Raw genomic sequence first — 15,853 nt, 5'->3', positions numbered from 1 at the left:
GGAGGATTTTTATATGGCAGTTGAATGGGTTAAAGAACGCGAATATGAAGAAATTATGTATGAAACGTATAATGGTATTGCTAAAATTACCATTAATCGTCCAGAGGTTCTTAATGCATTTACCCCTCTGACTGTAAATGAGCTTATTGATGCCTTTTCCAGGGCTCGTGACAACTCTGACGTAGGTGTGATTATTTTAGCAGGTGCCGGGGATGAAGCATTTTGTGCTGGCGGTGACCAGAAAGTACGCGGTCACGGAGGCTATGTAGGAGATGACCAGATTCCACGTCTGAACGTATTGGATTTACAACGCCTGATTCGTGTCATTCCTAAGCCGGTTGTAGCGATGGTCAGCGGCTATGCTATCGGCGGCGGTCACGTACTGCATGTAGTCTGTGATTTAACTATTGCCGCGGATAATGCTGTATTTGGACAAACAGGGCCAAAGGTAGGAAGCTTCGATGCAGGATATGGTGCAGGTCTTCTTGCCCGTATGGTAGGTCATAAGCGTGCCCGCGAAATTTGGTATCTGTGCCGTCAATATTCCGCTGAAGAAGCGTATGAAATGGGCTTAGTAAACACAGTTGTTCCTCTTGATCAATTGGAGGCTGAAACGATTCAGTGGTGTGAAGAAATGCTTGAGAAATCTTCAACCGCTCTTCGTTTCCTGAAAGCATCCTTTAATGCGGATACTGATGGTTTAGCCGGATTACAGCAAATGGGCGGAGATGCCACCCTTCTTTACTATACAACCGATGAAGCAAAAGAAGGACGAGACGCCTTTAAAGAAAAAAGAAAACCGGACTTCAAGCAATTCCCGCGTTTCCCTTAATGGTTTCGTTCCCTTATTTTACAGAACCCTTGTCGTATCCAGCGATAAGGGTTTTTGTAAGTGAATAAGTTTAAACCCGAAAATGAAATTAAGCAGAAACAAAGAAAGGATGCAAACGAGTGACATATATTCCGCACTGGCTGGAAAAGCGCTACGATTTAACGCCGGAAAAAACAGCCATTCAATTAAAAGACCGGACGAAAATCCCCTTTTCAAAGCTGCGACAGGATTCCCTTGAGATGGCCGGAAAATTAAATCAAATAGGCATTTCCCAAAATGACCATGTAGCTCTGTTATCCAAAAACAGCTATGAAATGGTAACAATCATCCATGCCATTACCTATTTGCAGGCGACCGTAGTGTTACTGAATACGCGCTTAACAGCAAATGAGTTATTATATCAATACGAAGATTCCGAAAGCAGCTTTTTCCTATACCAGGATGATTTAGAAGAGAAGGGAACAGAAATTCAAAAGAAACACCCTGATCAGATGTACAGCATTCAAACAATCAAACAGCAGCAGTCCAAGTCCTTCGCCATCCCCGAGGAAATGAATCTGGAGGACACGTTTACCATTATTTATACATCAGGCACAACCGGTTTTCCAAAAGGTGTTCAGCTTACGTACGGAAATCACTATTGGAGTGCCGCTTCATCCGCGTTAAATTTAGGGCTTTATGAAAATGACCGCTGGCTCGCGATGCTTCCGCTCTTCCATGTCAGTGGCCTCTCGATTCTTGTAAGAAGTCTTCTCTATGGAATGCCTGTTCACTTACATGAAAGCTTCAATCTGGAGGAGGCTTTCCGTGAGATTACAGAGGAAGGGGTAACCATTGCATCTGTTGTTACCATTATGCTCGAACAAATGGTGGATCAATTAGGTCATCGGTCCATTCCGGATACATTACGCTGTTTTTTACTAGGAGGGGGACCTGCTCCCAAGCCATTACTGGAAAAATGCAAGTCAAAAGATATACCCGTATTTCAGAGCTATGGGATGACGGAAACAGCTTCTCAAATTGTTACGTTAAGCTCACAAGATGCCCTGAGAAAACTTGGTTCTGCTGGTAAACCCCTGTTCCCGGCACAGCTTCGGATCCAACAGGAAGATGAAGGGAGCAATCGACCTCATGAAACAGGAGAAATTATGGTAAAAGGTCCGATGGTTACAAAGGGGTATTATAAACGTGAGGAGGCTAACCGGAAGTCTTTTGATCAGAATTGGCTGAAGACAGGGGACCTGGGATATCTTGATGAGGATGGCTACCTCTATGTAGTGGATCGTCGCAAGGATTTAATCATATCCGGCGGGGAAAATGTGTACCCGGCTGAAGTGGAATCTGTATTAAAAGAAATAAACGAGGTTCAGGATGCTGGCGTAGTAGGGACTGAAGATGATAAATGGGGACAGGTTCCAGTAGCCTTTGTTGTGGGAAGAGAGAACCAGAAGATGGATAAGGACCGAATCATGGAGTATGCCGGGACAAAGCTTGCTTCCTACAAAGTCCCAAAAGAAATTTATTTTGTGGACACTTTACCTCGCAATGCATCTAAGAAATTGCTCAGATCAACCCTTTTGGAGTGGACGAAAGGAATCCATAACCATGATGAATCTTAAATATATACAGCTTAATCAGATATCCATGCCTCTGAAACAGCCCTTTACTACACATGCTGGGGCTGTCAAGGAAAGGGAGGTTATTTTAATTGAAGCTGTTGATGAATATGGGACAAGCGGATGGGGAGAATGTGTTCCGTTTGCCACACCATTTTATACAGCCGAAACCATTGACACTGCCTGGATGTTATTAACGGATTTACTGATTCCCATGATCCTAAGTGCGCCTATAGAGCACCCTGCAGATATTGCGCACCGGCTGAAGGCTTTTAAAGGAAATCAAATGGCAAAAGCAGGTGCAGAAGCGGCTATATGGGATCTGTTTGCCAGACAGCAAAAGATGAGTCTGGCTAAATGCATAGGAGGAGTCAGAGATAAAATAGATGCCGGGGTTGTTATCAGTCTGGGTGAGGACTTAAAGGAAAGACTGGCAGAGTATGAAGCGGCAGGTTATAAACGATATAAGCTTAAAGTGGAAAAAGGAAAGGAACGTCATCTGCTGGATCAGGTTCTGTCAATCAATCCAAATTTACCGCTAATGTTTGATGGAAATGGCATGTATGGCGAAAAGGATATCGACCATTTAGTTTCCCTTGATGATTTAGGTCTGCTGATGATTGAACAGCCCTTTCCGCCCGGTGATTTCGTTTTGCACAAACAGCTTCAGCAGCGAATGCAAACACCTATCTGTCTTGATGAAAGTATTGAAAGCTATCATGATGCCTGGCAGGCTATACAGCTCAAAAGTACGGAAATCATCAATGTCAAACCGGGAAGAGTAGGAGGACTTACAGAGGCTCTCAGCATTCATAACCTTTGTGCGGACCATCATATTCCGTTATGGTGCGGGGGTATGCTGGAAACAGGTGTTGGCAGGGCTCATAATATTGCCCTGGCATCCTTGCCTCAGTTTACTATACCAGGAGATATTTCAGCCTCTGATCGTTACTATGAAAGGGATATTATTACTGAGAAAATTGAAGTAACAGAAGGTGAAGTTCAGGTTCCTGAGGGCTATGGCACAGGTGTTAAAATTGACCGTGAATATGTAGATTTTTTGACAACTCGAACATTGACCCTTTAAGAAGGTGATTATTGATAGAAAACTCTTGAAACGATAATCATTTTCAATTAAAGTATAAAGTAAGAAGAGTTTTCATATACATGAGTTGTGAAGAATTTGTTCGAACATAAAAAAAGTCCGGCTACTTACGCTGAATACTAACGGACTTTACAATTTTTATTCTCTCACTTCAAAGGAGAGGTTTCAATGGAATCACTTGCAGCCAATCAATTAACACTTGGATATGGTGACGAAATTATTATAGATGATTTGGATATTACGATTCCAAAGGGAAAAATGACTGTTTTTATCGGAAGCAATGGATGCGGAAAATCTACGTTGCTGCGCTCATTGGCCCGTTTAATGCAGCCTAAAAATGGTGAGGTTATATTGGACGGTACGGATATTGCCAGTTTGCGTACAAAGGAAGTAGCCAAAGAAATGGCCATCCTTCCACAGAGCCCTTCGACACCTGAAGGATTAACTGTTCAACAGCTTGTAAAATTAGGACGTTATCCCTATCAGGGTCTGATGAAGAAGTGGAGTAAGGATGATGATGAAGCTGTTGAAAAAGCTCTGGAATCCACCAATATGCTGGATTTAAAGGACCGTCTGGTTGATTCCTTATCCGGTGGTCAAAGACAGAGGGCATGGATTGCCATGACATTGGCCCAGGATACAGATGTTATTTTTCTCGACGAACCGACAACATACCTGGATATGACCCATCAAATAGAAATTCTGGATCTCCTATTTGAATTAAATGAAACCGATAACCGTACCATTGTGATGGTTCTTCATGATATTAATCTTGCCTGCCGATACGCAGATCATATTGTTGCCCTAAAGGATAAAAAAGTATGGGAGCAGGGGAAACCTGAAGATATTGTAACGATTGACTTTGTCCAGAACGTTTTCCGTATGGCCTGCGACGTAACCTATGATCCTTTATTCGGTACACCAATGTGCATCCCTCACGGTAAAGGAAGATGTTTGATTAAGCAGGAGATGCAAAAAGCAAGGTAACTTATAAATAATGATATTAAGCATAGCCCAGGTCTAGTGTACTTGGGCTTTTTTACGTGAGATTTCATCAAGTCTCTCTATTCTGGACAACAAGAAAGCCTCTGTGAATTTACATTGCACGAGAAAATCCGTATATCATTTATATCCCCACTATTAGGAAGTCATTGAACTACCCACTACCTTAGCGGAGGGAATATACGTAGACTCCTGGTCGGTTAAAAGCGGCACGTCCTGTGCCAACACCGACACTAGAACGTCCTGTTCGTCGTGGAGGAAGGCCTAGGTGAGACCCCGTAATGAAAAGTGAAGGCGACCGTTTAGGCCCGACAGCATAAGCAGAATCCATGGAGTGACACGCTTCCTGTCACGTAGTGGATTCTGCTTATGACTGCTTGGGCCTGGGAGCCGTAACTGGACAAGCGCGATAGCGCGAGGAGGCTCACCAGCCGCCCACGGCAAAGAAGACACTATGAAAACGACCTTTGGGAGTTTGAATAGATGTCGCACTTGTGCCCTTGGGTGAAAGCGAAGTATATTCCCGCAGCGGTGGTTAAGTGCGCTCATTTAAATTTAAAGATTCCACGCAAAAAACGATTCATAATTATCCCGCCATTGTAAAAGGTATAAATAGGAGGGATAGTTATGGACAAGGAAAAGTATTATGTAAGCCTGGGAACTCAGGAAATTTCACGTTTAAAAGCCTTCAATAATGAGGACTTTGTCATATATGCAACTCCGGAAGAAGTCATTGAACTTCGGGAGTTATTTGATGAAATGTACGACGCGGATCGAGGTGCATTCTGGCGTGCCCATGTCCCAATCAGGGAATACCACAATGATGAAGTGAATGACGATTTTGATGATGGACTCATTAATGTTCTGCAAGTGCTTTATCGTTTAGGTGACGATCAGACCAGGGAACATATTGCTTCAATGGGTGTTCTGGAAAATCCGGATGATTAGAGATGAAACCTGAAGTACCATATGATAAGTAGAGTAAAACCCTTGCCAGTATTACTGACAAGGGCTGTTTTATTTTACTGAAATTACGCTTCCGCCTGTTCTTACGGCTTTAATTCCTTTGCATTATTTTTTACGTTTTCCGGTAGTTTAATATCACCTATTTGATTAAATTGGCTGTAGGTAGCATCGATGGCCGTATCTGTTTTTGTTGTCTTTCCATTCTGTTTGCTATTGGTTTTCATTGACATGGAATAGGTTTGAGGATAGTATGTTTCCTTGTCAACTTCTAAGGATATTTCTACGTCATGAATAGTAATATTTTGCAGTTGTTTTTCGGTAAATTGTTGATCTGGCAGTTCATTTTGCCTAAGCTGTTCCAGGACATAGCTTTTCATTTTATCTCCTGAAGCTGTAATGGAAAATACGTAATTGTTCTTCTTTTCCTCCATATTTAATTCATCGACAAACTCCTCCAACTGAGAAAGCTGTTCATTTGGGGAGTGTTGTGACTGTGTTAACTGATTGATTTGGTCGACTACCTCTTGCGGAGCCTTCATCCAGTTTTCCTCATCGGATGGTTTTAAATAAAATTCATCATTTACATAATATACTTTTACTTTCTGACCCATCATATCCATTTCCTGATACATGGCTTCCGGATCAACTTGAACCTTTGTTTTGCTTGTCATGCTCATTGGCAGCGACTGATTCATGTCAGACATTTTGATCTTCTGCTCCATTTCCATATCTACCTGGAAGCTTTGTATATTTTCACTTTCCTTTAATGCCTGCTGAAAGACATCTTCCGGTATCTCAGCTGTTCCACATCCTGTTATAAACAATGGAACAAGAAGCAGCGTCAGAATAAATATTCTTTTCACAAATTTTCCTCCTTAAAATAAAAATATCATGAAAGATTTGGACAAAAGTTTATATATATGAAATCAAGGTATATAACTTATGGGAGGTATTCTTCTTGGACTTATTAGGTACAAAATCACTATTACTTATCGTAAGTTTTGTTCCATTTATTAGCTTATCTCACCATGACAATATTTTACAAGAAATTCAAACGAAAAATATTCCAGTAGAAGAGAGTCATGCATCATCCATGCATGAAGAGATAAAGGAGGCTGATGACTTAACACATGAACAGATTAAAGGATTAACAGAAAAATTTATGGATATCCTGGTTCAGGAAACGAATCAGGAAAACAGGGTTCTTTCATACAATACAAAGGATCAATTAGTGCAGGAACTTAAAAGTATCGCCAGCTTATCGCTTGCAAAAAAGTATGTAGATTTATATTATAAAGAACGGAATCAACAATTATATATCATCCCAACAGAAACTCCACCCTGGTTTATCCCGGATAACTCATATGATATACAGACAGAAAATGGACAAGCCACCATTGTTCAGTCTAATAGCAGCGAATTATATGGGAATTATAAGATAAGGATAGAGTTCAAATATAAAGAGCAAAAAGGCTGGGTTATTCATAATGTATATTACCCCTGACATGTTATAAGAGACTCAGGGCTCTTTGATAAAGTGCAGGAGGGAACATCATGCGCTACTCCCTCCTCATAAGTCCCGCTTAATAAAGGTAGTGAATAATATATGATAACGTTCAAGGATTATTATCAAAATAATGTTAAGCTTTCTTTTACAAAAAATCCATTTTCTAAACAGCCCAAGCATGTATGGGTCATTACAAAATATAAACACCAATGGCTTCTGACTAAACATAAAGACCGCGGGTTGGAATTTCCGGGTGGCAAAGTGGAAGAAGGAGAAAAGGCTGAAGACGCTGCTGAACGAGAAGTTTATGAAGAAACAGGAGGTATTATATCGAATCTTAAGTATATCGGCCAGTATTTTGTGGACGGAAAAGGTGGGGAGGTTATCAAAAACGTTTATTACGCTGAGGTCGATCAGCTGATAAAGCAGCCCACTTATTTTGAAACGGATGGTCCTGTACTTTTAGATACGCTTCCCGAAGATATTCAGGAAAGCTCCCTGTTCAGTTTTATGATGAAGGATGCTGTATTACCCCAAAGCTTAAAAGTGATTAAAAAAATGGAGGCCAATTCCTTAAGGTAAACATTCGCTCTGCGATTTGATCTTACCTTAAGGAACAGCCTCTTTTTATTTCACTTCCGGTCTCGTTTATCACGCATTAACTTTATGATTTATGGTTAATAAGTTTGTTTTCAATGGCTTCCACGATTTTGTACATTACTGCGGCAAAAATGGCAATAACAATAAGACTTAACAGGACAAGGTTAAAATCGAATACCTGGAAGCCGTAGACAATCATATAACCTAATCCTCTTTCAGATACTAAAAATTCTCCCACAATAACCCCGACCCAAGATAAACCGACATTGACTTTTAATGTGGAAATCATCGTTGGGAAGGAGGACGGTAAAATGGCTTCTTTAAAGATTTGTGCTCGGGTAGCCTGGAAGCTTTGCAGCACTTTAATATAGTTTTGATCCACTTCACGAAAAGCCGAATAAACATGAATAGTGGTAATGATAACAGATACAAGAATCCCCATGGAAATGATGGATGTGTAACCAGGACCCAGTGCTACGATAAGGATAGGTCCTAAAGCCACTTTAGGCATGGCATTAAGAACCACTAAATAGGGATCCAGGATTTTTGACAGGGTGGAAGACCACCACAGAATGGTCGCCATAATAATCCCAAGCAGGGTGCCTAGAATAAAGCCTGCAATCGTTTCCAGTCCGGTAATTTGCAAATGGCTTAGCAGGGATCCGTCATTGATCTTTTCAATAAATAAACGCCCTACTTTGGAAGGTGAACTGAAGATGAGCGGGTCAATCCAATGAAGTCTGCTGGCTGTCTCCCACAGAATGAAAAACACAATGAAGATGATTCCCTGCCATGATAGCACAAAACGTTTTTCCTTCTTCTTTTTTTGCCGGTATTCTTCGTATAGACGTTGATCATCTGTATTACTCAAGACTCTCCAGCTCCTTCCATACAGTTTGGAAAAAATCGGAGTATACTGGGCTTTGTCTGGAATCAAAAGGAGTTGTTTCTACAATCTCTTTTGGTACATCAAATATCTGTGCAATGCGACCTGGATTTGAATTCAGTAATACAATACGCTCACTCATTGCGATAGCTTCTCCGATATCATGGGTTACAAGTACTGAGGTCATTTCATATTTTTTCAGGATTTCCAGTACCAGGTTTTCCAGTTTAAGCTTCGTCTGATAATCAAGAGCTGAAAAGGGTTCATCCAGCAACAACAGCTTCGGATCTGTAATCAAAGTTCGTGCCAGGGCTACGCGCTGTCTCATACCACCTGATAATTGGCCTGGATAGGCATCTTTCGTTTGCCCAATGCCAATTTCCTCCAGCAAATTTGCTGCTTTTTGTTTGATTTCCTCTGTAATATTTTTTTGAATATGCGGGCCAATCAGTACATTTTCCATAATGTTTTTCCAGGGAAATAAATAATCCTGCTGCAGCATATAGCCGATTGATGAATTCTGGTGATCAATTGGCTCATTTTCCAGTAGAATTCTTCCTTTTGACGGCTTAATTAACCCTGCTATGATGGAAAGCAGGGTTGTTTTTCCGCAGCCGCTCGGGCCGATAATTGATACAAAGCTTCCTTTATTAACATCCAGCGAGATTTCCTCAATAGCTTTTGTATAATCCTTTTCTGTAAAATATAAGTGAGAGATTTCTTCTACCGTCAGATATGCCAATGATCTTCACCTCTACTCATTCATAATTTTTTCGGCGATTTCGGTGTTTACAAGAGTATCATGCTTGATATCCTCAGGAAGTTCGCCTGCTTCATCCATGATATCCTTCAGATTATTCCATTCCTCTCTATCGAGTACCGGGTTTAAGGCATAGGCTCCTGAATCTTTGTATCTTTCCACAGAATCAGCAATAATGTCTGAATCAGTATCCTCAAAGTAAGGCTGAATGACTTCTGCCACTTCTTCACTACTATGGTTTTCCACCCATTTTTGTGCTTTGAAAATGGCTCTTGTAAATTTCTCAGCTGTTTCCGGATTATCGTTCAAAAAAGATTGCTTTGCCATGAATACGGTATACGGAACCTTCCCGGATGCTTCACCAAAGGAAGCAAGCACGTGACCGACTCCCTGCTTTTCAAATTTACTTGCGGTAGGTTCAAATAGCTGAACGTACTCATAGTCGCCGCTTTGAAATGCCCCGGGAATGTTGCCGAAATCGACATTCTGGGATAGGTTCAAGTCCTGGTGAGGATCAATTCCGTTTTGTTTCAAAACAAATTCACCTACCATCTGCGGCATTCCACCTTTACGCTGACCGAGGAAGTTACTGTCTCTCAAATCATCCCAGGAAAAATTATCGTGTGCTTTTTTGGATACTAAAAAGGTTCCATCCTTTTGAGTCAATTGAGCAAAATTTATGACTGGATCATTCGCACCTTGAGAATGAACATATATAGAGGTTTCAGAGCCTACCAATGCGATATCCGAACTGCCGGAAACCAGGGAAGTCATTGTTTTGTCGCCACCCCAGGTAGTGGTTAAATCTACACTCAGGCCTTCCTCCTCAAAAAATCCATTTTCAAGGGCAACATATTGCGGTGCATAGAAAATACTTCTTGTGACTTCAGCCAGTTTAATGGATGATTTTTCATCCTGGCTGTTATCGGAAGAACAAGCTCCAAGAACAGCTGCTAATAAAAGGCTGCATACGACCGTTACAAAACCCCGTAGACCTCTCATGTATTTAAATCCTCCTTGTTTGTTAAGTAAATCTAGATGTATCCTATGCGAATGCCTATATTTGTGTGACCAAAAAAAACTGCCTGCAATTTATGCAAGCAGCCTCAAATCTATATAAAAGGATATGAGAGAAGCGAAGTTTATTGCGGGGTATAAAGTGGTCCCGCATTTTTAATGTCATCTGTGATGTGGTTGAATTTCCTGAAGTTTTCATGAAATTTCACAGCCAGCTCCCGGGCTTTTTGATCATATTGTTCCGGCTGATCCCAGGTTTTCTTTGGGGTCAAAACCTTGCTTGGTACACCAGGACAATGAGTTGGAATGTTGAGCCCAAACACATCATCCCTGACTGTTTCTGTCTGATTTAGTTCTCCATTTAGAGCGGCATGGATCATTGCTCTTGTATAAGACAGATCGATACGATTTCCTGTACCATAAGGTCCTCCAGTCCACCCTGTATTGACGAGATAGACGTTTGCGTTAAACTGATCAATTTTTTCGCCGAGCATCGTTGCATAGGTCACAGCAGGAAGAGGGAGAAATGGTGCACCAAAACAGGTGGAAAACGTAGCCTCTGGTGAAGTTACTCCTCTTTCTGTGCCTGCAAGCTTACTGGTATAGCCACTTAAAAAATGGTACATGGCCTGTTCTTTTGTTAATTTGCTGATCGGCGGAAGTACGCCAAATGCGTCAGCAGTAAGGAAGATAATTGTATTCGGATGTCCGGCGATACTTGGCTGTACAATATTATCAATGTAATCGATCGGATAAGCGGCACGGGTATTCTCTGTTAAAGTTGTATCGTCATAATCGGGTAATCGCGAATGTAAATCAACCATCACATTTTCCAGCACAGAGCCAAATCGGATGGCATTATAGATTTGCGGTTCTTTTTCAGCTGAAAGATTAATACACTTTGCGTAACAACCACCCTCTATATTAAAAACTCCATTATTGGACCAGGCGTGTTCGTCATCTCCAATCAGTTTTCGCTCCGGATCTGCCGATAAAGTGGTTTTGCCTGTGCCTGATAAACCGAAAAATAAGGCTACGTCACCCTCCCGACCAACATTTGCAGAACAATGCATAGACAAAATATCCTGATTAGGAAGTAAGAAATTCATTACTGAAAAAATCGATTTTTTAATTTCTCCTGCATATTCGGTTCCTCCAATCAGAACCATTTTATGCTCGAAGGAGATCATTACAAAACATTCTGAATGAGTTCCATCTGTTTTCGGGTCTGCTTTAAAACCTGGAGCAGAAATGACAGTAAATTCAGTTTGATGGTCAGTTAATTCATCGTCATTTGGCTTAATGAACAGCTGCCGGGCAAAAAGGTTGTGCCAGGCAAGTTCCGTTACTACGTCTATTGGTAAACGATAATGAGCATCAGCGCCAGCGAATCCCTTAAAAGAATAGAGTTCATTTTGTTGTTTCAGGTAATCCATAACTTTATCATACAAATTGAAGAAAATATCCTCAGAAATAGGCTGGTTAATGGATCCCCACTCCACCGCACTTTCACTCAATGAATCTTTTACAATAAATTTATCTTTAGGTGAACGTCCTGTATATTTTCCCGTAGTCGCTCGTATCGCACCGTTAGACGTCAGAATTCCTTCCTTACGATTTAAAATTTTTTCAACTAAATCAGCAGTAGATAAATTGGTATGCATAGAGCCCATAACATCTTCCAGACTAGTTTTCATGGCCTTTTGACTCACTTTGTTCATTTCGCGTTTCCCCTTTATCAACATATTTGAATGAATCTGTCATATTATTTTTAATTAGTATAACATATTTATATTAATCGTCCATACTATTTGTGCAAAAAATTTATGGCATCTTTTTTATCACGCTTAACTGTCCGTAATACCCCACTGATGGAAGTTTCAGTTTATGGATGATTCCGTTATGTCGAGCGGTTGACATTCTGATTCCTTAGCGCTATTATTATTGTTGCGGAATAGCGTCTGAAAACTTCGTACAGCTAAGTTTTGGATGCTAATAAGGAGGAAATAAAAAATGGCTGTAAAACGCCGGCTTTTTACATCAGAATCTGTTACAGAAGGTCATCCTGATAAGATTTGTGATCAGATTTCTGATGCTATATTAGATGAAATTATTAAAGACGATCCGAATGCACGAGTAGCCTGTGAAACAACTGTGACAACGGGTCTTGTTCTTGTTTCAGGGGAAATTTCTACAACTACATATGTAGATATACCTGCCATCGTGAGAAATACGATAAAGGATATTGGTTATACACGTGCAAAATTTGGATTTGATGCAGAAACGTGTGCTGTTTTAACGGCTATAGATGAACAATCCCCGGATATTGCTCAGGGCGTTAATGAAGCATTGGAAGCCAGAGAAGGCAGTATGTCAGATGAGGAAATTGAAGCTATTGGTGCAGGTGACCAGGGATTAATGTTCGGCTATGCTTCAAACGAAACTTCCGAACTCATGCCGCTCCCTATTTTCTTAGCGCATAAGCTGTCCAAACGCCTGGCTGATGTGAGAAAGGACGGGATTATTGAGTATCTTCGTCCTGATGGAAAAACACAGGTGACAATCGAGTATGATGAAAACAATCAGCCCGTTCGTGTGGATACCATTGTTATTTCTACCCAGCATCATCAGGATATTTCGCTGGACCAAATCAATCAGGATATCCGTAAGCTTGTCATTGATGAAGTGGTTCCGGATCATTTACTGGATGAACAGACAAAATATTTCATTAATCCTACAGGACGATTCGTCATTGGTGGTCCTCAGGGTGATGCCGGATTAACCGGACGTAAAATTATAGTGGATACGTATGGTGGATATGCGCGACATGGGGGAGGAGCCTTTAGTGGTAAGGATCCGACAAAAGTGGATCGTTCAGCCGCTTACGCTGCAAGATATGTAGCCAAAAATATTGTTGCCGCAGGACTGGCTGACACCTGTGAGGTTCAATTAGCCTATGCAATAGGTGTAGCACAGCCGGTTTCCATATCCGTTCACACATTTGGAACAGGGAAGGTAAATGAGGAAGATATGGTCCAGGCGATACGCAATACATTTGATTTAAGACCAGCAGGGATTATCAAAATGCTCGACCTGAGACGACCTATTTATAAGGACACCGCCGCATATGGCCACTTCGGCCGCATGGATAAGTCCTTCCCTTGGGAACAGACCGATAAAGTAAACGAATTAAAAGCTTCCCTTAGCGTATAGTTATATCATGCCGTAATGTGCTGTAACCCCCACCTTTATGATTTGTGAAACGAATTGTGAGTATGGGGGACAAATCGAAAGTGCCTTGATGTGTTTCGTTAACAATCAGTGGGAAGGTAACTCCACTTATTGGATTTTCTCTTTAGTGATTGAGCCCTTGATTTTTAAAATCAAGGGCTTTCTTATACTTTCCTTCATAAAGCATCAGTTTTATCGAGTGTGGGGGTGAACGACCAGTAAATTCCTGATAAGTTCAACTAACCACCTGTGCCCCCCACTGCTGGAAGTTTCACTATATGGATTGTCGTATACCGTAATACATAATTAATATGATATACTAAAAATAATAAGGGTAAGAACAACGAAAGAGAGGACAAACATCATGTGTGGTTTTATTGGAATGATTCGGCACAGCAATAAACAATTAAATGATGCGGAAATGAATCAGTTTCAGCAGCAAAATAATATGATTACACATAGAGGACCTGATGATGAAGGCTACTTTCATGATGAATTTATTTCCTTAGGATTCAGGCGATTAAGTATTATTGATATAGATAGTGGAAAGCAGCCGTTCAGCTATGAAGATGATCGCTACTGGATGGTCTTCAATGGTGAAATTTATAATTATCTGGAACTGAAAGCAGACTTGCAAAAGGAAGGATATGAATTTACGACAGAGTCTGACACAGAAGTGATATTAGCCATGTATCAAAAATATGGAGAAAACACCTTCGAGCATCTGCGTGGCATGTTCTCCATTTTAATCTGGGATAAAGCTGAGCAGATGTTGACTGGTGCACGGGATCCTTTTGGTATTAAACCATTGTTTTATTTTGAAGACGATGAACGTACCTTCTTCAGTTCTGAGAAGAAAAGCCTTTCCATGATCCTGAATCAGGAGAAAGTGGACTTGGAAGCTTTACAGCATTATTTGAGCTTCCAATACGTCCCTGAGCCATTAACGTTAACAGATGGAATAAAGAAAGTAGAACCAGGCCATTACTTTATTCAGAGGCCAGGTGAACGTCCAAGCTTTCATCGTTATTTCCATGTGCAGTTTAAGCCTCTTCTGATGGATAAAAAGGATTGGAAGAAGCGGATTCAAAACGTGCTGTACAATTCCGTGAATGTTCATATGCGCAGTGATGTTCCTGTAGGCTCTTTCCTGTCAGGAGGTATTGATTCCTCTATCATTGTGGCATTGGCCAGAGAATTTAACCCGAATATTAAAACCTTCTCTGTTGGCTTTGAGCGTGACGGCTATTCGGAGGTTGATGTAGCGAAGGAAACAGCAGAAAAACTTGATGTGGAAAATATATCCTATGTCATCACCCCAGAGGAATACATGAATAAGCTTCCTAAAATTATGTGGCATATGGATGATCCACTTGCCGACCCAGCCTGTGTACCACTTTATTTTGTAGCCCGTGAGGCAAGTAAGCATGTGACGGTGGTGCTGTCAGGTGAGGGATCCGATGAACTTTTCGGAGGCTATAATATATACCGGGAACCCGAATCCTTAAAAATTTTCAACTCGATTCCGGGACCTGCAAAGGATTTATTGAGAAGAGTGGCCCAAACCCTTCCTGAAGGAGTAAAAGGGAAGAGCTTTTTAGAGCGGGGAACAACACCTTTAAGTGACCGTTATATTGGAAATGCAAAAATGTTTGATGAAGCTGAAAAGCAGCATCTATTGAAGCAATACAATCAGGCTAATCCTTACCAGCAAATAACGAAACATTTATATCAGCGAATTGACCAGGAGCCTTATGTAAATCAAATGCAATACATTGATATTCATACATGGCTTCGTGGGGATATTTTACTTAAAGCAGACCGAGTGACCATGGCTCATTCGCTGGAGCTGCGCGTACCTTTTCTGGATAAAGATGTCATGAAGGTGGCCAGTGAAATTCCAGTCGAATACAAAATCGGAAATGGAACGACAAAATCGGTTTTAAGAGAGGCTGTAAAGGGAATTGTTCCTGATCACGTTTTAGATCGTAAAAAGCTGGGCTTCCCGGTTCCTATCCGTCATTGGCTGAAGGAGGAAATGTTTGACTGGGCTGAGAACCTGATTCAGGAGAGCCAGACCGGCCATTTACTTCATAAAAAGGTTGTACTGGATCTGCTTTATCAGCACCGTGAAGGTAAAGCTGATTATTCACGTAAAATCTGGACTGTACTCATGTTTATGCTTTGGCATCAAATTTATGTTGAAGGCAAATATTCTTTTGAACAGCTGCAAAATGAAGACCTTACAGAAAGCAAGCTTGCTATTTCATAAAGAAAAAAGGCGGAAGCACCCGTTGTCCAACTGCCAAGTGGACAAGCGGGGCTTCCGTC

Annotated in this window: 14 protein-coding genes; 9 read left to right on the top strand and 5 right to left on the bottom strand. The window is 41.1% G+C overall.

Features of this window, described 5'->3' with window-relative positions:
• Nucleotides 1-13: 13 nt before the first annotated feature.
• The 5 genes from menB (at nt 14) to ACZ5OK_RS13095 (ending at nt 5,503) form a co-directional block, all read left to right on the top strand.
• Nucleotides 14-832 carry a 1,4-dihydroxy-2-naphthoyl-CoA synthase gene (gene menB, locus ACZ5OK_RS13115; RefSeq protein ID WP_343842696.1) on the top strand — a complete coding sequence of 273 codons (819 nt, stop codon included), beginning with the start codon at nt 14-16 and terminating at the stop codon, nt 830-832.
• Between the two features lie 119 nt (nt 833-951).
• Nucleotides 952-2,451 (top strand): o-succinylbenzoate--CoA ligase, encoded by a 1,500-nt coding sequence (locus ACZ5OK_RS13110; protein WP_343842698.1) that lies wholly within the window; start codon nt 952-954, stop codon nt 2,449-2,451.
• On the top strand, nt 2,438-3,535 hold the full coding sequence (menC, locus tag ACZ5OK_RS13105) for an o-succinylbenzoate synthase (RefSeq protein WP_343842700.1): 1,098 nt from the start codon (nt 2,438-2,440) through the stop codon (nt 3,533-3,535). Before ACZ5OK_RS13110 ends, menC begins: the two co-directional genes overlap by 14 nt.
• 186 nt (nt 3,536-3,721) lie before the next feature.
• Nucleotides 3,722-4,540 (top strand): ABC transporter ATP-binding protein, encoded by an 819-nt coding sequence (locus ACZ5OK_RS13100; protein ID WP_343842703.1) that lies wholly within the window; start codon nt 3,722-3,724, stop codon nt 4,538-4,540.
• A 642-nt stretch (nt 4,541-5,182) separates the two neighbouring features.
• Nucleotides 5,183-5,503 (top strand): hydrolase, encoded by a 321-nt coding sequence (locus tag ACZ5OK_RS13095; RefSeq protein ID WP_343842705.1) that lies wholly within the window; start codon nt 5,183-5,185, stop codon nt 5,501-5,503.
• Nucleotides 5,504-5,604: 101 nt separating this feature from the next.
• On the opposite strand, the gene ACZ5OK_RS13090 is transcribed toward ACZ5OK_RS13095, so the two are convergent.
• On the bottom strand, nt 5,605-6,384 hold the full coding sequence (locus ACZ5OK_RS13090; RefSeq protein WP_343842707.1) for a DUF6612 family protein: 780 nt from the start codon (nt 6,382-6,384) through the stop codon (nt 5,605-5,607).
• Nucleotides 6,385-6,479: 95 nt separating this feature from the next.
• Here ACZ5OK_RS13090 and ACZ5OK_RS13085 point away from each other — a divergent pair, with 95 nt between their 5' ends.
• Nucleotides 6,480-7,025: a hypothetical protein gene (locus ACZ5OK_RS13085; RefSeq protein ID WP_343842708.1), complete on the top strand. Its 546-nt coding sequence runs from the start codon at nt 6,480-6,482 to the stop codon at nt 7,023-7,025.
• A gap of 102 nt (nt 7,026-7,127) precedes the next feature.
• On the top strand, nt 7,128-7,610 hold the full coding sequence (gene ytkD, locus ACZ5OK_RS13080; RefSeq protein WP_044163339.1) for an RNA deprotection pyrophosphohydrolase: 483 nt from the start codon (nt 7,128-7,130) through the stop codon (nt 7,608-7,610).
• Between the two features lie 82 nt (nt 7,611-7,692).
• Here the strand turns inward: ytkD and ACZ5OK_RS13075 are convergent, their stop codons facing one another.
• The 4 genes from ACZ5OK_RS13075 to pckA all read right to left on the bottom strand — a co-directional run bounded on the left by ACZ5OK_RS13075 (nt 7,693) and on the right by pckA (nt 12,012).
• Complete coding sequence (locus ACZ5OK_RS13075) at nt 7,693-8,499, bottom strand: ABC transporter permease (RefSeq protein ID WP_343842712.1); 807 nt, start codon at nt 8,497-8,499, stop codon at nt 7,693-7,695.
• Complete coding sequence (locus ACZ5OK_RS13070; RefSeq protein ID WP_343842714.1) at nt 8,492-9,256, bottom strand: ABC transporter ATP-binding protein; 765 nt, start codon at nt 9,254-9,256, stop codon at nt 8,492-8,494. Before ACZ5OK_RS13070 ends, ACZ5OK_RS13075 begins: the two co-directional genes overlap by 8 nt.
• Nucleotides 9,257-9,268: 12 nt before the next feature.
• The gene (locus tag ACZ5OK_RS13065) at nt 9,269-10,276 is read right to left on the bottom strand and encodes an ABC transporter substrate-binding protein (RefSeq protein WP_343842715.1); all 1,008 of its coding nucleotides are present in this window, start codon (nt 10,274-10,276) and stop codon (nt 9,269-9,271) included.
• A 140-nt stretch (nt 10,277-10,416) separates the two neighbouring features.
• Nucleotides 10,417-12,012, bottom strand: a complete 1,596-nt coding sequence (gene pckA / locus ACZ5OK_RS13060; RefSeq protein ID WP_343842717.1) for a phosphoenolpyruvate carboxykinase (ATP) — start codon at nt 12,010-12,012, stop codon at nt 10,417-10,419.
• A gap of 292 nt (nt 12,013-12,304) precedes the next feature.
• Here pckA and metK point away from each other — a divergent pair, with 292 nt between their 5' ends.
• Nucleotides 12,305-13,504, top strand: a complete 1,200-nt coding sequence (gene metK, locus ACZ5OK_RS13055; protein ID WP_343842719.1) for a methionine adenosyltransferase — start codon at nt 12,305-12,307, stop codon at nt 13,502-13,504.
• 382 nt (nt 13,505-13,886) lie between these two features.
• A complete protein-coding gene (gene asnB / locus ACZ5OK_RS13050) occupies nt 13,887-15,794 on the top strand; it encodes an asparagine synthase (glutamine-hydrolyzing) (protein WP_343842721.1) in 1,908 nt (635 codons plus the stop codon).
• Nucleotides 15,795-15,853: the final 59 nt, after the last annotated feature.

The organism is Salinibacillus aidingensis (assembly GCF_055393355.1).
Note: the sequence above shows the minus strand (reverse complement) of the source record. Positions and strands in the feature narration are given on the sequence as shown.